Here is a 21,162-nt window from a genome sequence, read left to right on the forward strand (position 1 = left end):
GGAACGAGAAAGGAGAGATAACCCACTACCAGGGAATCGTCCTCGACATCACCGAAAAGAAACAGGCCGAAGAGCGGATAAAAGGCCAGAACCTGGTCCTGGGAAAACTGGCGTCCGGAGCACCGCTCAAAGAAGTGCTCCTCCTCCAGGCCCGGAACGTGGAAAAAGCCAGACCTGGCTCTTTATGCTCGGTAATGCTGCTTGACAGGGAAAAAGAGAGGCTTTTTTACTGTGTCTCCCCCGGGCTTCCGGAATTTTACAGGCAGGAAACCGACGGTTTCAGGATAGGTTTTGGTGCTGCCTCCTTCGGAACCGCGGCCTATCTCGGAAAACGGGTAACCAGCGATAACCTGCAGGAACACCCTTATTGGACCGAATACAGGGAACTTACGGAAAAAGCAGGATTGAAAGCCTGCTGGTCGGAACCAATCATCTCAGCCGGAGGGGAAGTGCTTGGAGTCTTTTCCATCTACTATGGAGAAACAAACAGGCCCGATAAAGAGGGGATAGAGTTCCTCAGGACAAACGCCCAGCTTGCCGCGATTGCGGTCGAGCATAAACTGGCAGAAGAAACCCTTCGAGAATCCGAACTCAAATTCAGGACTGTTTTTAACAATATAAACGACCAGCTCTACATCCGCGAACCGGACGGAAAGACCTACATGGACGTAAACCAGGCTGTGGTGGACCGGCTCGGCTACGATAAAGAAGAAATCCTGAAAATGAAAGCTGAAGAGATCATTCCAGCTGAGTACTGGGACTCGGTCAGGGAAAACATGAAAAAGATCCGGACCGAAGGCTCCCGGATATTTGAAGCCGGAGCAATCTGCAAAGACGGGACGAGAATCCCCCTGGAGGTAAATGCCAGGATCATTGATTATGAGGGCAGGAAAACAATCCTCTCGGTTGCCAGGGACGTGACTGAACGCAAAAAAGCGGAAGCTGCCCGGAGGCTGAACAAGGAAAGGCTCGAAGCCCTGGTGAAACTTAACCGGATGGCCGGAGCTTCCTTAAAAGAAATAACGGACTTTGCCCGAGAAGAAGCCGTCCGGCTGACCGGGAGTAAACTGGGATACCTGGCCTTCATGGACGCCTACGAGACCGCCCTTGTCATGCATTCCTGGTCAAAGAGTGCAATGGAAGAGTGCGCAATCGAAGACAAGCGTTTTATCTATCCCATCAAGACCACGGGGCTCTGGGGAGAAGCCATACGGCAGCGAAAAGCCATAATTACAAATGACTATGAAACTCCAAGCCCGCTCAAGAAAGGCTACCCGAAAGACCATGTCCACCTGAGCCGGCATATGAGCGTGCCCGTGTTTGACGGAGAAAGGATTGTCGCCGTCGCAGGAGTCGGGAACGCGGACAGAGACTACGATGAATCGGACTTACGCCAGGTAACCCTGCTCACCCAGGGCATGTGGCAACTCATCCAGAGAAAACAGCTTGAAGATGCCCTGAAGACCTATGCGGAAGAACTTTCGAAGTCCAATGAAGAACTCAGGTCCATTAACAGAATAAAAGCGGAATTCATAGAGGAAAACCTTTCCGAGGCGGACTACAGTGAGATTATCGATTACGAGACCTGGGAAGCCGTAGAGGGGCAGCAGCAAAAGGCAATAGACACGGTTATTAACAGTTCGGAAAAACTAAAAAATATGGTAAATTCCCTCCTCTATCTGAGCCTTGAACAGGCAGGCAAGATAGAATACGCCTTTACACGGGTCCAGCTCGATAAAATATTCTCAGATACTTTCCTGAACATGATCCTCTTGATTGATGAAAAGGAACTGGATGTTGTGAGGGATTTGCCTGAAGATTTGCCACCCATAAAAGGAGACAGAAGCAAGCTGACCGAACTTCTGACCATCCTGGTAGGTAATGCCATCAAATTCACCCCCCGCAGAGGAAAACTGGAAGTAAAAGCCGAAGAAGAAGCCGATAATATCCACATAACGGTCAGGGACAGCGGGACAGGAATTCATAAAAGGTTGATCCCACACCTTTTCCACAGGATATATCAGGTGGAAGACTCCCCCACCCGCAGATACCAGGGACTCGAATACGGCTATTACATCGGCAAGAATATCGTCAACGCCCATAACGGAGAGATCTGGGTTGAGAGTGAAGAAGGCTCAGGGACCACCGTGCATGTAAGGCTGCCCAGGGAAATCCCGGATTCGGAAGAGGGCACGTAAACCGGGTTAAGAGGGGTGAAAGGATGAAGATAACAAAGGAATATTCAAAACTGAATAATTCAAAACCGGAAAATTCAAAACTGGTAGGTTCGGAATTCGGAGGAGACGAAAACCCGGCATCCTCAGGAAAAAAGAGAGCAGGAAGAAAAACGTAAAATCAAAGGGCTGGAGAATTACGATGAAACTTGAACTATTAGGCACTCTCTTCCTTTCCGATAAAAGGAAAGACCTTCTGCTATTATTAATGGAAGAAACCCGGAATATTGATGAGATCAAAAACATACTGAACGTGACGTCCAGTGCGATCATGACCCAGATCAAGATCCTCATCAACCAGGGGTTAATTATCCATGAGGATGACCTCTACAGGCTTTCGGACATAGGGGTAGTAATTGTCAAGAAGATGAACCCCCTGTTAAACACCCTGAGGGTGTTTTCGGAAAACAAGGATTACTGGGAAAACCACAACATCAGCGCAATCCCCCCCCACCTGCTGGAGAGGATTGAGGAACTCGGACACTGTGAATTCGTGGAACCGGAACTTGACAGAATGTACGAAACTCCAAAAAGAATCGAGGAAAAACTGATCCGGTCCACTCAGGTCATGGAAATCTCTTCCTATTTTAACCCGGCCTATTCATCGACCTATATAGAGCTTATAAAGAAAGGAACAAAAGTTTGCCTGATAATAACAAAGCCCATATTTGAAAGATTAAAAAACGAGTACAGTGCAGTACTTCAGGAATACCTTACCCGGGAAAACGCGAACATCTTTGTATGCAACTGTCCCATCAAGGTGGCCTCAAGCGTTGTAACGGACCGCTTCATAGCAATCTCCCTATTTTACAAAAACGGGATATTCCACAACCACGCCATGATGAGTTCCGAAGAGACGGCCCTGAAATGGGGAGAAGACCTTTTCCTGCATTACATGAAAAACTCAAATCTGATAACGGAAAAAGAATTAGAAATTCCCGGGGCATGAACTAACCATTGATTCCCTCACCTTATTTGTTCCAGCGCTTACGGAACAGATATTCACTTTTTTCAGATATTTCAACCGGATGCCCGGTCCTCAAAAACTTTCGCCATCATGCGAAGGTTTTAGGGATGGGGAGTTGACCAAAACACAACCTCTTTTTTTAAGATTGCCTGAATCAGGCTGCTTATTTGATCTGCCAGAATCAGGCCACTTATTTGATCTGCCAGAATCAGGCCACTTATTTGATCTGCCTAAATCTGGCCTGAGGAGATCAAAGCCATTGATCAGATTAAAGCCTTTGACCGGATAAGCCAGCTCCACGAAATCCGGGAAATGCATGAAATCATGTAGATGTATAAAATCAGGCAAATATGAAAAATTAACATCGGGAAAGGTGTTAACCCCGTTAATCTGATGCCTGCGCTTAGGTTATATTCTAAAAAAAGAATGTAAGAAACAGAAGTTAATGGTGGTAAACGGTTACAAACATAAGCCCCGTAAAATGTAAACTGAACGGGACCGCTTCCCTGTTAACAAAGGGATTATCAAAAAAGTAAGAAGCATTTAACTTAAAAAAAGATACAGGGAGATTTTTTTTATGTCAACCGATATTCTGAACCAATTAGCGGAAGCTGTCGTCGAGGGAGAAGACGAAGAAGCAGAAGAACTTGCACAGAAAGCCCTCGATATGGGCGTTGACCCTTATGAAGCAGTCATCAACGGCCTGGCAAAAGGAATGACAATTGTCAGTGACCAGTACGAGAAAGGAGAAGCCTTTGTCCCCCACCTCCTGCTCGCATCCGGAGCAATGTACGCAGGTATGGACATCCTCGTCCCTCACATGAACAAAGATGGGGCCTCCAAACAGGCTGTAGGTATTATAGGGACCATCGAGGGAGACGTGCATGACATAGGTAAGAACCTTGTTAAGACCATGCTCAGTGCAAACGGGTTTGAAATGATTGACCTGGGCGCAGATGTCCCCATAGAGAAATTTGTGGAGGCCGCAAAGGAGCACAAGGCCGACCTGATGTCCATGAGCGCGCTTATGACCACGACCATGACAAACATGGAAAAGGTCATTGAGATCCTCCAAGAAGAAGGGATCCGCGATGCCATGAAAGTCATGGTAGGTGGAGCCCCCGTCTCAGAAGAATATGCAGCATCCATCAGCGCGGACTCTACCCACCCCGACGCTTTGCACGCAAGCACCTGGGCAACCGAAATTGTAAAGGAACTCGGGACTACGGAGGAACGCTGGAGTGACGAGAAGGTCAACCTGGGCAAGATCAAATACAGGGAGATCCTGGCAAAGAAGGGAGTCTCTGAAAAAGTAGACATCGGCCTGGCAACTGCCACAATGATCAAGGAAGAATTTGAAAGGGCAGAATTCGAAAATATTGGAGTAAAGACCACCGAAGAAATGTCCCACATGGACAGGACCCTGGCCGCTCTTGGCGACAAGAAAGTTGACCGCCTGCCTGTCTACCCACTTGCCTGTGGAGTGCTCAGGAAGTTTGTACCTACAACTTACAAGGAATACGCAACAAACGAAGACGCCTTTGTAGAGAGCGCCTTCCTCGGGTCCAAGTACCTGGACATGGACATGTTTGTGGGGCTCATTGACCTTTCCGCAACCTCCGCGGACTTCGGATGTAAGATCAAATACCCCGAAGACGACACCCCCTCCTCCGAAGGTCACCTTAAAGCCTACGAGGAGCTCGAAGTCCCCGAACTCAAGAAAGGCACCCGGGGCTACGACCTTGTCATGGCTTCAAAGAAGGCAAAGGAAAAACTCAACAGGGAACTCAACACCCCCTTCGTCGGTTTCCACGAAGGCCCGCTTCTCACCCTTACCCAGCTCATGGGAGCGGACAGGGTCCTTATGGACATGAAGACCAACCCTGAAGCTGTTCTTGAAGGAGTTCAGAAGTGTACCGACTACATCTGCCAGCTTTCCGAGCTCTTCTTCGAAGAAGACGCCTGTGACGGACTCTGTGTGGATAACCTCTGGTCCAACAACATCATCATGAGCGAGGAAGACTACTGGAAGTTCGATGGGCAGTTCGTCTACGACCAGCACATCCCACTCTACAAGAAGTACAACCAGCCCTACATGATCCACAACTGTGCGGACGCGGTTCACTTCGAGACCCAGATCAAGAAGTTCGGAACATCCCTCTTCAGCTACGCCTACTACGAAAAGACAAAAGAAAAGGGCTCCCAAAACTACGCAGACCTCATCCCCAAATACGGAGACATGTGCTGTATGATGGGAGAAGTCAACCCGGTCGATTTCATGGACGGCTCCGCTGCAGGTGTCCAGAAGGTCACCGACGACACCAGGACTCTGCTCGAAAACGTAATCCCCGTACTCAAGGAGAGCGGACTCCAGTCCAAGTACATCCTGTCTACTGGCTGTGAAATCCCACCTGCCGGCCCGCTGACCACCGTAAAAGCAATGGTCGATACCGTAAAGGAACTCGGCCCGGAACTCCAGAAGAGCAACATGGGATAAAGAGATCATCCTGGAATAAAGAACAGATATACAACAATACAAACCATAGAGTGAGGCAGAAATCACTGAGTGAGGGCCTGTCTCCCCTATATTTCATATTTAACTTTCCCGTTCCTTAATTTCCCGTCTCCAGGGAAGAAAGGACGAGACCTGTTTCTGAAAAATGTTTCTGAGAAATGTTTCTTAAAACTCAGCGGAAAAGGAGGCGATGCCATGGATCTTGGGCTGGGCGTTGATACGGGCGGAACCTATACCGACGCTGCAATTATGGACATGTTAAAAGGAACAGTAATCGATTCGAACAAGGCACTGACAACATATCCCGACCTAATAACAGGAATAAAAAATTCACTTGACGGTTTAAACCCCGCATACCTGAAGAGTATAAAGTATGTCTCGGTTTCAACCACTCTTGCCACTAATACCACTCTTGAGGGAAAGGGATACCCTGCAGGACTGGTCCTTATCGGACACAGCGTTCCGGAGAAACTTGCCGGGGCTTACGCGATATCCGTCAATGGCGGGCATGACAACGACGGGAATGAAATCGCACCCTTAGAAGATCTCGAAACAATCAGGAATTTTGTCCTGAAGGTTAAAGACAAAGTCACAGCCTTTGCGGTTTCAGGCTATTTCGGAGTCAGAAACCCCGAACACGAACTCCGGGTAAAGGAAATAATCCGGGAACTTACAGGTCTGCCCGTGGTCTGCGGACACGAACTCTCTCAGAGCCTCGGAGCTTACGAAAGAGCTTCAACGGCCCTCCTGAACGCCCAGCTCATCCCGGTCAGTAAACAGTTTATAGGAGCTGTCCAGACCGTGATGAAAGAAAAGGGGATTAAGGCAACCCTCATGATGATGAAATGCGACGGGTCTCTGGTAAGTATTGAAGAGGCCCTGCAAAAACCTGTGGAGTCTATCTTTTCAGGACCTGCCGCAAGCCTTGTGGGAGCTGCCTACCTGACAGGCTTAAAAGACTGCGTAACCGTTGACATCGGAGGCACCAGCACCGACATAGCCATGATAAGCGGGGGAATTCCCGAAATCAGTGAGACGGGCGCAAAAGTAGGGGACTGGAAGACGATGGTAAGGGCCATCAGGATGGAGACCTCGGCGCTTGGCGGAGACAGCCTCGTTTGGATCAAAAGAAAACCTTCCCTCGGCCCCGGAAGAGTAGTCCCCCTCTGCCTTGCTGCAACACAGTTTCCAGGCCTTCTGGAGAAACTTGAAACCGCGCTCAGGCAGAACGGAGGCATAAACGAACGCATAATGGACGAGACCATACAACCCACGGTGTTTTACCTCAGAAACGAGCCGGACTCCGGGGGACTGTACGGAGGAGACCTTGAGGAGCAGGAAGAAAAACTCCTTGAGTACCTGGGTCCCGAACCCCTCTCAATCCTCGAAATTTCAGAACGCTCAGGAAAACACCCCCTCCTGTTTTCTTCGTACCTGCAAACCCTGGTCCGGAAAAGGTACGTGAGCCAGATCGGGTTTACTCCGACCGATGCCCTCCATGTGCTCGGGGAATACGAGCAGTGGGACGCCAGGGCTTCCAGACTCGGAGCAAAAATCCTTGGAAACTACCTGAAAAAAGGAGAGGAAGAATTTTCCGCGGAAGTCAAGGCCAGGGCAGTGAGAAAAATTGCTCTTGAGCTGATTTCCTTCTTTGCCAGGGACCTGAAGAAAGCAGACATTGAGAATATATTTAAAGAAGGGGACTTCCTGAATTTCCGCATAAAAGTCCCTGTGGTGCTCGTCGGAGCCCCGGTAAGACCTTATCTTGAGGCCCTGAAAAAAATAATAGACGCTGACATAAGGGTTCCGGCCTACCATGAAGTCGGAAACGCCGTGGGAGCCCTTGCAGGCAAAGTGATCCGCAGGACCGAAGTGCTCATCCGGCCCCTTGATTCCGGAAACAATGGGTACGCGGTCTTTTCCGAACTCGGAAAAGAAAGCTTTGAGGAATACAGGGAAGCCCTGGATTACGGGCTTTCCCTCAGCCAAAAACTTGTCTCGGAATACATGGACGGGTACGGGCTGGAAACGGATAATGTAAAATTCGACCTTAAAAGAAATGATGTGAGCAGTGCAGGTAAAAACCCCCTGGAAACCCGGCTTGAAGGAGTTGGAGTGGGGACCGTAGGGAGAATAACAGCATGAGCGCAGTCATAAACCCCCATACAGAAACAAGCCAGATGCCCGAAACCATGGAATCCCTGAGACAGGGTATAAAGGACAAGATAGGGATTAAAGAAGCGATAAAAGAAGATGGACTGATCGACCAGCTTGAAAAAGCGGCTTCGGAAATCGGGGAACTTTTATCTTCATCCCTGGGTCCCCGGGGAATGGACAAGCTCATCGTAAACCCTGTAAATGATATTTTTGTAACAAGCGACGGGAAGGTCATACTGAAGGAAATAGACATCCTCCACCCGATCGTGACGACCCTCAAGAAACTTGCGGAAGCCATGGACAGGACCTGCGGAGACGGGACAAAGACCGCGGTCATCCTTGCGGGAGGCCTGGTCAACGGGGCTATCAAATTAATCAGAGCCGGAGTCCACCCCACAACCATAATCAAAGGCTACGACCTCGCCCTCAGAAAAGCCTATGAAATGCTTGAGTACAGCGTAAAGCAGGCAGATGAGGAGGAAATGCGCACGACCGTTGCCTGCGCCGCCATGGGCAAAGGGATGGAAAAAGCCCGGGCAGAAGAGATTGCTGACGCCGTCCTGAGGGTTGTAGGCCACATTAACGAAGTCCGGGAAAAGAGTTTTGACCTGAACCGGAACGTGAAGGTCATGAAAAAGGTGGGTGGGCCGGAGATAGTGACTCTTGAGGGGGTCATTCTCGACGAAAGCCCGGCAAGGTCCGATATGCAGGAAGAGTTTGAGAAACCTGCCGTGCTCCTCCTGAACTATGACCTGAAAATCAAAAGCGAGTATCTGAACCCCCAGCACAACCTGAGGATGGATTCTTTCCAGACGGCCAGGGCTTTTGGGGAAAGAAAGGAAGAGATGTGCAGGGAAATTGCGAATAAAATCATTTCCGCCGGGACAAACGTCCTCTTCTGCGAAGGCGACATTGACCCCTATATCGAAACTCTGTTGCGAGACGGCGGAATCCTGGCTTTCAAGAAACTCAAAATGAAGGACCTGGAAAAACTGGCCGAAGCCACGGGTACGACACTTATGAGCATGAGAGACGAGATCCTCCCCCACCATCTCGGAAAAGCCGACGGTGTAAGAGTGGAGAAGCGAAACCGGGAAAGTTTCGTCTTTGTCACCGTGAAAGAAAAAGCGATTTCCACCATCCTGATCTGGGAACCTGTAAGATACTGGCTCGAAAAGGTAGAAGGGGCTGTGGATGACGCTCTGAATACCGCGGCCTTCCTCGGAAAAAACAGGAGCATTGTAAAGGGCGGAGGAGCCATCGAGTTTGAGCTCGCGCACATGCTGAGAATCTTTGCCTCAACCCTTGAGGGAAAGGAACAGCTCGCAGTGCAGGCCTACGCCGAAGCTCTGGAGAAAATCCCGGAAGCTCTTGCCAGGAACGCAGGAATGAACCCCATTGACGCTATGGTGGAGCTGAGGACGGCCTATTCCAGAGGGATCGAGGCAAGGATAAACCCCGACAGGAAGGTCACGGACAAAGGCCCTGCAGTTTATGATTCGGCGAGCATCAAGAAACTGGCCCTCGTTTCAGCCAGCGAAACAGCCCGTAACATCCTCAGGATTGACGAAATCATCCCTAAGAGATAAACAGGGAAAATAAACCGGAGATTAATTACGCTGATCGCAGTGCCTGGAACGTTGATAACCCCCATTTTCCAGGCACTGTTATCATAATAAGTATCCCCTATTAGAAAATTACGATTATAGATATAACAAAATTTATGGACAGAGATGTGACAGATATGAGCAATTTTACAATGAAAACGAGACTTTTAGCCGCCCTGAAAGGCGAAGCTGTTGACAAAGTACCGGTTTGTTCCGTAACCCAGACAGGAATTGTGGAACTCATGGACGAAGTGGGTGCAGCCTGGCCGGAATCCCACACCGATGCTGAACTCATGGCAAAACTCTCTATCGCAAACTATGAACTCAGCGGGCTTGAAGCCGTGAGAGTCCCCTACTGCCTGACCGTGCTTGTCGAGGCAATGGGTTGTGAAATCAACATGGGAACAAAGAACAGGCAGCCCTCTGTCACGGGCCACCCTTACCCAAAGACCCTGGACGATGCAGCAATTCCCGAAGACCTCCTGCAAAGAGGTAGAATCCCCGCAGTACTCGAAGCCATAAAGCTTGTCAGGGAAAAGGTCGGCCCTGAAGTCCCCATAATCGGGGGTATGGAAGGCCCGATTACCATTGCCTCTGACCTCTCAAGCGTGAAGTCCTTCATGAAGTGGTCCATCAAGAAACCCGAACTCTTTGGACAGGTCCTGGACCTGTCAACTGAAGCTGCAATCATCTACGCAAACGCAATGGTCGAAGCAGGCGCTGACATAATCTCCGTTGCAGACCCCGTGGCCTCCCCGGACCTTATGAGCCCGGACTCTTTCAGAGACAGCCTTCAGCCCAGACTCCAGAAGTTCTCCGGAAGTGTGGACTCCGTTACCATCCTCCACATCTGCGGAAACGTGAACTCGGTCCTGAGCTACATGGCCGACTGTGGTTTTGAAGGACTCAGTGTTGAGGAAAAGATCGGCAGTGTAAAGCAGGCCAAGGAGGTCATCGGAGACAGAGCAGCCCTTATAGGAAATATTTCAAGCCCCTTCACCCTGCTTCCTGGCCCCGAGGACAAAATCAAGACCGAATCAAAGCGGGCCCTTGAAGAAGGCATCGATGTACTGGCCCCCGGCTGCGGAATTGCTCCCATGACTCCTCTTGAAAACATCAAGGCCATGGTCGCTACAAGAGACGAGTACTACGCCTGAAAAATTTTGAAAATTAAGAAATGAACCAGAATGATGACAGTGTCCAATCCTCCATAAAAAGACACTGTTATCAAAGATCTCCAGAAAAATTTATCACGCTGATGACAGTGTTCATCCCTCTCTCAAAAGCACTGTTACCAACATATCTCCAGAAAAGTGGGGTATAGACCTGTAACGCCTTCCCGGACAGCACAGATTTGCCATTTAAATGTGGATGCCCGGGTATTAGGATCTATATCCGTAAAATACCTGAAATCCGGTAAAAAGGGAACTTGCTTTGCCATTTTGAAGGACCCCTGCCGAGCCGGACCATCAGGCCTCAAAAGAGGGGCGTTGCCTCAGGCCCATAACCTCCGGGCATGAAAGGCATCAAACCTCCTGGTTTCAGGAAACTACCAGACTTTATACCCCGGTTTTGCCATTTCTGGGATTAAAAAAGGTTTGGAAATTCCCGACATTCAAACCTGGTTTCGCCATTTCCAGGTTTGAAAAACCTTATCACCCACTTTTCGCAGATGTCTTTTCAATTTTCATTATTTTACTGCTATCATTTTTTTCTAAAAAATTATTGAATTATTCTAACCTGTCCCTTTGATCTCTCGTTCATTTCAACCCTGGGAAGTGAACTACCCCACCTGTCAGCCTTCGGCTGTCGTGTTAAACCACAGGTTTAACAGGAGTTTCTAATTTTCAATTAAAAACATCGAGGAAGGAGTCCTCTGCTATTTCAAGATAGAAAAGGTTTCTCTGATCTTCGCTTTTTTGATAGCAACAATTAGGATGCAAGCTTCAAATTTTTGAAAATTGATTCGATAACGATAGCAAGAGATATGTGATTTTTTATAAATCAACTGTGGAAAATCGTAGATATAATGGATACATCATAAAATATATAGAGTGTGAAATATAAAAAGAGATATATTAGATATAGGCAATAAATAGTAAGATATGATTGTATTTGAAACTTAGTGAACTACCCCTCCCTGCCTCCTTCGGAGTCGTGTTAAACCATAGGTTTAACAGGAGTTTCTAATTTTCAATTAGAAACATCGAGGAAGGGGACTTCCCGCCTGCGGAGTTAAAAAATGGCACAATACCTCCCACATTTCAAAAAATGAATTTTTTTCATAAAGAGAATGTATTGCTCAGGACGACTCCAATAAGTCAACTACCCCCACCTAAAACCTTCGCCTAACGGCTCAGGTTTTTGAGGAGGGGGCTTGTTTCGACAAGTCCCTAGTGTAATGTCATGCATGTAATGTCGCATGAAATCAATTATAATAGCTCGTAATTACTAAACACTTTGTTGTTGACGCGACACTAGTTGAATAGCCTTTCGTTATACTGGTCATGATATTCGAGGATACTCCACACGTTCTCGGAGATTTCGATCTGGATTAAACATCCCTGAGAGGTAGGGGAAGTGTTCAGGTCATTAACAAGCCAGTATAACAGTGGCGATGTGGACCCACTCCAATCAAGGAGGACAAAACTTTTGAAGGTCTTTGTTATTAACAACAAAAAAGAAACACTAATGCCCACGTCACCCAGAAAAGCGAGAATATTGCTAAAAGAAGGACGTGCGGAAGTGGTACAAAGGAATCCTTTCACTATCAAACTTCTTTATCCATCGGGAAAAAATACTCAGGAAATAACCCTGGGAATCGATACTGGGTTCCTTAACATAGGATTTTCGGCAGTTTCCGAAAAAGAAGAACTTATTTCAGGAGAGGTAAAACTTCTTGCTGGAATACCAGAGCGAAACGAAGAGCGGAGAATGTACCGAGGAAACCGAAGAAACCAGATCAGACACCGGAAACCTGGGTACAACAAAAACACCAACAAAGAAGATTGGTTGGCTCCATCTATCACGCATAAGCTTGAAAGCCATATCAGATTAATAGAGGATCTTGCCGAAATCTTGCCCATAACAAAAATCGTTGTCGAGGTTGCGAACTTCGACATTCAAAAAATCAAAAATCCGGAAATGGAAGGCAAACAGTATCAGGAAGGGGAACAGGCAGGTTACAATAACGTTCGGGCCTATATTTTGCACAGAGACGGCTACTCTTGCCAGAACCCGGACTGCAAAAACACATCAAAACAGCCTTTGCTCCAGGTGCATCATATCCAGTACAGAAGTAACAGTGGTTCTGATCGGCCTGAGAACCTTATCACACTTTGCAATAAGTGTCATACTCAAAAAAACCACAAAGGATTCCTTTTAACATGGAAACCAAAGGTAAGAGGCTTCAAAGATGCTACATTCATGAATATAGTACGCTGGAAGCTCATTGATATTTTAAAAGAAAAGTATGATGTTGAGCACACTTTCGGATATGTCACAAAAGCGAAAAGGTACGAGCTTAATCTTGAGAAAACTCATTCAACCGATGCCTTCTGTATTGCTGGAGGGGGAACTCAGGCTCGATATGCTCCCCATGAAATACGACAAATAAGAAGAAATAACAGAAGCCTCTCGAAATTCTACGATGCGAAGTATATTGATTTGAGGGATGGCACTCAAAAAACCGGACAGGAATTAAATTCTGGAAGAACTACCAGAAACAAAAATCTTAACGGGGAAAATTTGAGAGTGTATAGGGGTAGGAAAACAAAGAAAGGAAGATACAGCATAAGGAAAAATCATTATCCAATTCAGCCAATGGATTTAGTTGAGTACGAAGGAGAGCTATATTATGTAGCTGGAGCACAAAATTACGGAAAGTATGTGAAACTTCGAGCCTCAGCAATTAAATCATCCAAAGTAGTAAATATTCAAAAAGTTAAAATTGTAAAGTACGGCAAAGGATTCTGTTGGATTGACCAATCAGTACCACGTTAAAAAAATATAGAATCCGGCCCCCGTAGTCTCGACGCATTCATCTCCCACCTGCCAGTTCCGACAAAGCCGGAACTGTCGTGTTAAACCATAGGTTTAACAGGAGTTTCTAATTTTCAATTAGAAACATCGAGGAAGGAGTCTTCTGCTGTTTGAGGTAAATTATTGAGAGTACAGACTATAATAAGATCCGGGAATTTTCCGGTAATGAGGGCAAAAGTTGATACCATGAGTTCTCTGATAGATTTAATCTTTTTTTCTGAGAAAAGGAAGAAAATCCTTATCCTGTTGGCAAAGGGGCCGAAAGACGTTGATGAAATAAAAACCATACTTAAAGGCAATGCATGTGCGATAATGCCACAGATAAAAAAACTAAGGGACATGGATATCATTGTCCAGACAGGAAATACTTATGAATTATCGGACATCGGAGAGATAATTGTTGAAAAAATGTTGCCTTTAACCGAACTTCTTCAGATCTTCGAAGGAAACAAGGATTACTGGTCAAAGCATGACAGGAGATCGATTCCCCCACATTTGATGAAGAAACTTCACATGCTTGGGAAATGTAAACTGGAAGAACCTGAGCTGGACCACCTTTTTGAGTTCCCTGAAAATTTAAAAGGGATGCTGTCAAGGACAACAAAGCTCAGGACTTTCTATTCATTCTTCTGCCCGGATTGTCCTAAAATACAGGCAGAATGTGCAAAAAAAGGCGTGAAAGTGGAGCTGGTCCTGAATGAAAAGGTATACAACAGGTTGAAGGATGACTTTGAAGATGAATACAAGACCCTGATTGAAAACAAGGCTTCTATTTACATCTACAAAGGTGAAATGAAGCCATCTTCTTTCATAGTCACGGATGAATTCATGATACTGAAACTCTTCGGAAAAGAAGGAGAGTTTGACCACAGGAAGATCGAAAGTTTCAGTAAAAGTGCCATTGAATGGGGTAATGAACTGGCTGATTACTACATCGAACGTTCTGAACAAATTCACTAAACTGCCTCCTGCATACCGCCTTCCGAGTTCAGGGGGGACTTTCCTGCCTGTGGACTGAGGACAAACACCCCTGCTAAAGCAAGGGAGTTTTCTCAGTCCAATGTACCCAATTTCATAACAGAACGCATTTTTGTCTTTTTTGTCAGAGGTTTCAACGAAGCCGTATGTGGAATTGTTCAAAAAAGGAAAGCAAAATCTATATATGTTAGAATAAATTGTATTACCCATTAAAAAGGCTATAGAACTCGAATAACTAAAAGATAAGAAAATCGATAAATATATATAGCAGAATATGCATACTGAGGGCAAACAGGAATAAGGAAAACAGAAAAACCTGGAAGAAAGCAGATAACAACACAAAAAAACCAGGACATTCCAGAAAAAGCTATTTTTGAAGGCATCTATTATTTCATATGATCTATTTTTTCACGAGTGTTATTTTATCACATGAACTAATTTTTTAAGAGTTCTAATTTTCCAAAAATCTGATTTTTTCACGAGTATCATTTTACCCAATTTCTCAAAAATAACTCTGCCAGTAAGAAAGTGAAGGGTTATAAAAATAAATCCTGTATTATTTTATAGGAATATAAAAAAATTCAAGGGATAAAAAAGAAGGAACCCCGGAAAAAACAAAGTTCCTGTAAAAGAAGTCAAATACTCTTTTTTGATGCCGGGAAATATTATAGAATTTCTAAAAAGCAGTAGCGGACATGCTATATAAAATCAAGGATAACTTTAAAATAGTCATTAACTTTAAGAAAAGATGGTCTTCCGAGATCCGGGAAAAGGCCATTTTTATCAGGAAGCGCCTGATGTAAAAATGACTTTTTCCGGTCACGTTACTGACTGCTGGGATATGAAATCGAGCAGCAGGGATTCTTAAGGAGGGTCTCTGCCCATGCTTATAAAACAAAAAAACAGGAATGCCGGGACCAGAAACAAACAGGGAGATTCTGGCCCTTCTCGTCCTGAAAAAAGGAGATTTTTCAATGGCTAGAGAAGATATTTTTAACGAGTTAGCGGATGCTGTGGTCGAAGGCGACGATGATATTGCAGAAGAGCTTGCACAAAGAGCAGTCGACGAAGGTGTCGATGCTTATGAAGCAATCACAGAAGGCCTTGCAAGAGGAATGAAAATCGTCGGTGACATGTATGAAAGGGGAGAAGCCTTTGTACCCAGTCTTCTGCTTGCAGCCGATGCCATGTATGCCGGAATGGAAATCCTGACCCCCTATATGAACATTGACGGAAGCACAGCCCCTCAAAACGTTATCATCGGGACAGTGCAGGGCGATGTCCACGACATCGGAAAGAACCTTGTAAAAACAATGATATCGGCTGCCGGATACAATGCCATTGATCTCGGAACAGATGTTCCTCTTGAACAGTTTGTGGAAGCCGCAAAGGAACACAAGGCCTCCGCAATTTCCATGAGCACCCTGATGACAACCACAATGGGCGGCATGGAAACTGTCATTGAGCAACTTCAGGAAGCAGGATACAGAGACTCCGTTGTTGTAATGGTTGGCGGCGCTCCTATTTCATCAGATTACTCAAGCAAGATCGGAGCCGACGGGACAGCTCTTGACGCAAGCATGGCAGTAAGTACCCTCAACTCCCTTGTAAGCGAACTTTCGGACTCCAGATGGGAAGACAAAACCATTGTTGACAACAAAATGAAGTACAAGGAGATCCTCGCAAAGAAGGCTCCTAAAGACACTACCGACATCGGCCTTGTCACCGCCGAGACCATCGTTTCAGAATACGACACTGTTGTGCCCAAGTTCAACGAAACGATGACCAAGAAGGAAAGGTTCGTTTCAGCCTTCCAGGACAAGAAGGTAGACAGACTTCCGGTAGCTCCCCTCGTCTGTGGACTTGCCAGAAAGTTCGTACCCGACTGCAGTTACAAAGATTATACTACAAAGGCAGAAAAGTACGCAGAAAGTGTCTACGGCGGTATCAAGTACTTCAACATAGACAACTTCGTCGGCCTTACCGACCTCTGTGTGGTTGCCGGCGACTTCGGTGCAGAAATAAGATTCCCTGAAGAAGACACCCCTGCGGCAGTCGGGCACCTTGAAGACTATGAAAGCATGGAAGTCCCCGAGATCACGGAAGACAGCCGTGCCTACAACCTGATCCAGGGCAGCAAACTTGCAACCGAAAAGGCCCACGAACTCGACGCATGCCACACTGCACTCTTCGAAGGCCCAATGGTTGCCCTGACCCAGATCATGGGAGCTACCCGTGTGCTTTCCGACCTCCAGACCAACCCCGACGCCGTCCTCAAGGGCCTTGAAAAGACCACCGAGTACTGTAAGGAAATGGCCAAGATGATGTTCGAGGAAGCTCAGCCCGACAACCTCTGTCTGGTAACCCTCTGGACAAACAACGTCATCATGAGCTCAGACGAGTACATGAAAACTGAAGGCAAGCTCCTGCAGAACGTATTCGCTCCACTCTACAAGGAATACGACAAGCCCATGGTCATCCACAACTGTGCTGACGTTCCCCACTGGGACCTCATCAACAAGTGGAACACCCAGTACTACAGCTACACTCACTATCCGGATGAGGTAGACAAGGGGTCCAGAGACCACAAGTATCTCATTGAGAACTACGGCAAGGACGTCATGTTCGGCGGCGAAGTCAGCCCGGTCATATTCATGGACAACAGCCCCGAAGGTCTTGAAAAGATCAGAAACGACACCATGGTCCTCCAGGAGAGCGTCCTGAACACCCTCAAGGAGAACGGAATGCAGTCCAAGTACGTGATTTCAACTGGCTGTGAAGTCCCACCAAAGGGTCCATGTGACTCCATCACCGCCCAGACATACACTGTGGCAGATAAGGGTCCTGAACTCTACAAGAAAATCATGGGATAAGCTGAAAAGCCAGAATTCCCGGAGATAAAAGAATTAGTTGAAAAAATAGACATGGGACGGTCTTTCCGGACCGCCTCTATCCCTATTCCCAAAGGCCTGAACTGATAGCGAAGATCCCGAGCATCGAATCGTTTCCGTGACAGAGGTGAAAAAAAATGGAATCCTTCGGAAAAACAGAAATTGAAGAGAAAGAGGAACTGACATCGTTTCCGTATAGCAGTACCCGGAACTACAGTTACTACATGAGCTATTCCTCAAATGGACATTTCTTCCGCTACTCAGTTCTTGAAAATTACCCCCTGAAATATGACGCCTGCGGAGATCCCCGAAACACCCCATATACTCCGTTTAAGGAAGTTTATCCACAGAGGGGACCAGAGTTTTAAAAAAACGTTAAAAACGGAATTCTAAAAATGGAATTCTAAAAACGAAATTCTAAAAACGAAATTCTAAAAACGGAATTCCAAAAAATAAACATTCAAAACAGAACTCTGAAGACGGGCCTCCGGAATTCTGGTCTGCATAAGACCCGAATAAAGGTCTGCATAATATTCATGTTATTCATGGGAGAGCGAAAAAATGGCAAGTGAGATAAATATTCCGGGAAGTCAGGGCAGCCTTACAGGACCGGCTGGAATGGACCGGCTGGTAAAGACGGTCAGAGACAGGGTCATGATAAAAGAGCCCGTAAGCGAAGATAACCTTATAGACCAGCTTGAAAGGGCCGTTTCCGAAATTGACGAATTGCTGGCATCCTCCCTGGGCCCAAAGGGAATGAACAAGATAATCGTAAACCCGGTAAACGACATCTTCCTCACGAGCGACGGGAAAGTGATCCTGAAAGAAATGGACGTCCTTCACCCTATCGTGACTTCCCTGAAAAAACTTGCCGAATCCATGGATAAGGCCTGCGGGGACGGGACAAAAACCGCAGTGCTTCTCGCAAGCAACCTTATCAAAAACGCTATTGAGTTAATTAATATGGGGATGCACCCCACGACGATAATCAGGGGTTATGAGCTCTCCCTTAGAAAAGCGTACGAGATGCTTGAGTACAGTATTAAAGAGGCTGGAGAACAGGAACTGCGAACCGCAGTCATGTGCTCGGCCCGGAGCAAGGGCGTGGAAGAGCATCAGGCAGAGGAAATTACAGAAGCTGTCCTGAAAGTCACAGCCCACCTGAATGAAAAAACGAGAGGCCGTTTTGACCTTAACAGGAATGTAAAGCTCCTGAAAAAAGTAGGCGGCCCCGAAATCAGGGTCCTTGAGGGAATCATACTTGACGAAAACCCCGCAAGGACCGACATGCTCCGGGACTTTGAAGAGCCTGCCGTGCTCATCCTGAACTACGACCTCAAGATAAAAAGTGAATACCTCAACCCGCAGCACAACCTGAGGATGGACTGCGCTAACACCGCTTTCCTCTTTGAGGAAAAGAAAAAGGAAATCTGCAAAGGGATCGCAGAAAAAATAATATCAAGCGGCGCAAAAGTCCTTTTCTGTGAAGGGGACATCGACCCCCATATTGAAACCCTTCTGAGGGACAGTAATATACTTGCCTTCAAGAAGCTCAAGCTAAAGGACCTTGAAAAAGTCTCAGACGCCACCGGGGCTCCCATAACGACCTGCAATGACGAGCTCACACAGCAGCTGGGAAAAGCCGACAGGATCTGGACCGAAAAACAAAACCGGGAAAACTTTGTTTTCATTGCCGTAAAAAACAGCGCGATCTCCACCATCCTCATCCGGGAACCCTCGAAATACGGGCTTGGCAAGGTTGAAGAAGCTGTGGATGATGCCCTCAACAACGCGGCCTTTCTCCTGAAAAACAGGGGTATAGTAAACGGCGGGGGAGCCATTGAGTTCGAACTGTCGTACATGCTCAGGCTCTTTGCATCCACCCTCGAAGGAAAAGAACAGCTTGCCGTCCAGGCTTATGCGGACGCCCTTCAAAAAATCCCCGAAACCCTTGCGAAAAACGCAGGCATGAACGTCATTGATGCCATGACTCAGATGAGAAGCGCATATGGCAGGGGAGAAGAAGCAAGGATTGACCCTTCCCGTAAGGTGACGGCCGAAGGACCGGCAGTTTACGATGCGGCGACCATTAAAAAACTGGCCCTTGTTTCAGCCAGCGAAACGGCCCGCAACATCCTGAGGATTGACAAAATAGTCCCCAGAAGATAAAATTTAAAAATTTCCTATGGAAAACGTGCGATTAAATATAAAAATCATATAAAAAATAATTATACCGAAATATAATTATACTAAAAAGTGATTATATAAAAATAAAAGGTGTGACAGATATGAGTAATTTTACTATGAAAACGAGACTTTTAGCTGCTCTGAAAGGCGAAGCTGTTGACAAAGTACCGGTTTGCTCCGTAACCCAGACAGGAATTGTGGAACTCATGGACGAAGTGGGTGCACCCTGGCCGGAATCCCACACTGACGCCGAACTCATGGCAAAGCTCGCTATCGCAAACTATGAACTCAGCGGACTTGAATCTGTCAGGGTCCCCTACTGCCTGACCGTACTCGTCGAGGCAATGGGTTGTGAAATCAACATGGGAACAAAGAACAGGCAGCCCTCTGTCACGGGCCATCCTTACCCCAAGACCCTGGACGACGCAGCAATTCCCGAAGACCTCCTTCAGAAAGGTAGAATCCCGGCAGTACTCGAAGCCATAAAGCTTGTCAGGGAAAAAGTCGGCCCTGATGTTCCCATAATCGGGGGTATGGAAGGCCCGATTACAATTGCCTCTGACCTCTCAAGCGTGAAGTCCTTTATGAAGTGGTCCATAAAGAAGCCTGAACTCTTTGGACAGGTCCTGGACCTCGCCACCGAAGCTGCAATCATCTACGCAAATGCAATGGTCGAAGCAGGCGCTGACATAATTTCCGTTGCAGACCCCGTGGCCTCCCCGGACCTTATGAGCCCTGACTCTTTCAGAGACAGTCTCAAGCCCAGGCTCCAGAAGTTCTCCGGAAGTGTGGACTCCGTTACCATCCTCCACATCTGCGGAAACGTGAACTCGGTCCTGAGCTACATGGCCGACTGTGGTTTTGAAGGCTTAAGCGTTGAAGAAAAGATCGGCAGTGTAAAGCAGGCCAAAGAGGTCATCGGAGACAGAGCAGCCCTTGTCGGAAACATCTCAAGTCCCTTCACCCTGCTTCCTGGCCCCGAGGATAAAATCAAGACCGAATCAAAGCAGGCCCTTGAAGAAGGAATCGATGTACTGGCCCCTGGTTGCGGAATTGCTCCCATGACTCCTCTTGAAAATATCAAGGCCATGGTTGCAGCAAGAAACGAGTACTACGCCTAAAAAAGCAAAAATCCAAAAAATCCAACAAACCCAAAAATTTATCACGCTGATGACAGTGCTCATCCCTCTCTCAAAAGCACTGTGGTCATAGATCTCCAGAAAAGCGAGTTATAGACCTTCAACGCCCTTTCCCGGACAGCACGGATTTGCCATTTAAATGTGGATGTCCGGGATCAGGGTCTATATCCGTAAAATAGCTGAAAAACGATGAAAAAGGACTTGCTTTGCCATTTTGCAGGAACCCTGACGATTCGAACCAGTGCATCAGAAGAGGTGCAGTGCCTCAAGCCCACAACCTCCGGGCAAATAAGAGGCAGCCTGACCACCTGATTTCAGAAAAATACCTGAAATTCAAGCCCGGTTCCTCCATTTCCGGGTTTGGAAAAGTATAAAGGTAGCAGTAAGTCAAACCCGGTTTGCCATTTCCGGGTTTGGAAAAATATAAAGGTAGCAGAAATTCAAGC

13 protein-coding genes are annotated in these 21,162 nt (G+C 46.9%); all 13 read left to right on the forward strand.

All coding sequences use genetic code 11. The features are described 5' to 3' along the window. The first annotated feature begins 134 nt into the window (after positions 1 to 134). The 13 genes from ACZ5QV_RS03640 to mtaA (ACZ5QV_RS03700) all read left to right on the forward strand — a co-directional run bounded on the left by ACZ5QV_RS03640 (position 135) and on the right by mtaA (ACZ5QV_RS03700) (position 20,698). Entirely contained in the window at positions 135 to 2,198 is a 2,064-nt protein-coding gene (locus ACZ5QV_RS03640; protein WP_464601263.1) for a GAF domain-containing protein, read from the forward strand. 23 nt (positions 2,199 to 2,221) lie between these two features. Next, complete coding sequence (locus ACZ5QV_RS03645) at positions 2,222 to 2,353, forward strand: hypothetical protein (protein ID WP_464601264.1); 132 nt, start codon at positions 2,222 to 2,224, stop codon at positions 2,351 to 2,353. 23 nt (positions 2,354 to 2,376) lie between these two features. Further along, a complete protein-coding gene (locus tag ACZ5QV_RS03650) occupies positions 2,377 to 3,183 on the forward strand; it encodes a helix-turn-helix transcriptional regulator (RefSeq protein WP_464601265.1) in 807 nt (268 codons plus the stop codon). Positions 3,184 to 3,778: 595 nt separating this feature from the next. Then, the gene (locus ACZ5QV_RS03655; protein WP_464601266.1) at positions 3,779 to 5,698 is read left to right on the forward strand and encodes a methyltransferase cognate corrinoid protein; all 1,920 of its coding nucleotides are present in this window, start codon (positions 3,779 to 3,781) and stop codon (positions 5,696 to 5,698) included. Between the two features lie 213 nt (positions 5,699 to 5,911). Continuing rightward, positions 5,912 to 7,861 carry a hydantoinase/oxoprolinase family protein gene (locus ACZ5QV_RS03660; RefSeq protein ID WP_464601267.1) on the forward strand — a complete coding sequence of 650 codons (1,950 nt, stop codon included), beginning with the start codon at positions 5,912 to 5,914 and terminating at the stop codon, positions 7,859 to 7,861. After that, on the forward strand, positions 7,858 to 9,462 hold the full coding sequence (locus ACZ5QV_RS03665) for a TCP-1/cpn60 chaperonin family protein (protein ID WP_464601268.1): 1,605 nt from the start codon (positions 7,858 to 7,860) through the stop codon (positions 9,460 to 9,462). Before ACZ5QV_RS03660 ends, ACZ5QV_RS03665 begins: the two co-directional genes overlap by 4 nt. A 155-nt stretch (positions 9,463 to 9,617) precedes the next feature. Next, positions 9,618 to 10,637: a methylcobamide:CoM methyltransferase MtaA gene (gene mtaA, locus ACZ5QV_RS03670; protein WP_464601269.1), complete on the forward strand. Its 1,020-nt coding sequence runs from the start codon at positions 9,618 to 9,620 to the stop codon at positions 10,635 to 10,637. Between the two features lie 1,423 nt (positions 10,638 to 12,060). Further along, entirely contained in the window at positions 12,061 to 13,482 is a 1,422-nt protein-coding gene (gene iscB / locus ACZ5QV_RS03675; RefSeq protein ID WP_464601270.1) for an RNA-guided endonuclease IscB, read from the forward strand. Positions 13,483 to 13,767: 285 nt separating this feature from the next. Beyond that, positions 13,768 to 14,481: a helix-turn-helix transcriptional regulator gene (locus ACZ5QV_RS03680; protein WP_464601271.1), complete on the forward strand. Its 714-nt coding sequence runs from the start codon at positions 13,768 to 13,770 to the stop codon at positions 14,479 to 14,481. 992 nt (positions 14,482 to 15,473) lie between these two features. Beyond that, positions 15,474 to 17,372 (forward strand): uroporphyrinogen decarboxylase family protein, encoded by a 1,899-nt coding sequence (locus tag ACZ5QV_RS03685; RefSeq protein ID WP_464601272.1) that lies wholly within the window; start codon positions 15,474 to 15,476, stop codon positions 17,370 to 17,372. Positions 17,373 to 17,527: 155 nt separating this feature from the next. Beyond that, on the forward strand, positions 17,528 to 17,758 hold the full coding sequence (locus ACZ5QV_RS03690) for a hypothetical protein (RefSeq protein WP_464601273.1): 231 nt from the start codon (positions 17,528 to 17,530) through the stop codon (positions 17,756 to 17,758). A 193-nt stretch (positions 17,759 to 17,951) separates the two neighbouring features. After that, entirely contained in the window at positions 17,952 to 19,559 is a 1,608-nt protein-coding gene (locus ACZ5QV_RS03695; protein ID WP_464601274.1) for a TCP-1/cpn60 chaperonin family protein, read from the forward strand. A gap of 119 nt (positions 19,560 to 19,678) precedes the next feature. Beyond that, positions 19,679 to 20,698, forward strand: a complete 1,020-nt coding sequence (gene mtaA / locus ACZ5QV_RS03700; protein ID WP_464601275.1) for a methylcobamide:CoM methyltransferase MtaA — start codon at positions 19,679 to 19,681, stop codon at positions 20,696 to 20,698. The last annotated feature ends 464 nt before the right edge of the window (positions 20,699 to 21,162 follow it).

Source organism: Methanosarcina baltica (assembly GCF_055394095.1).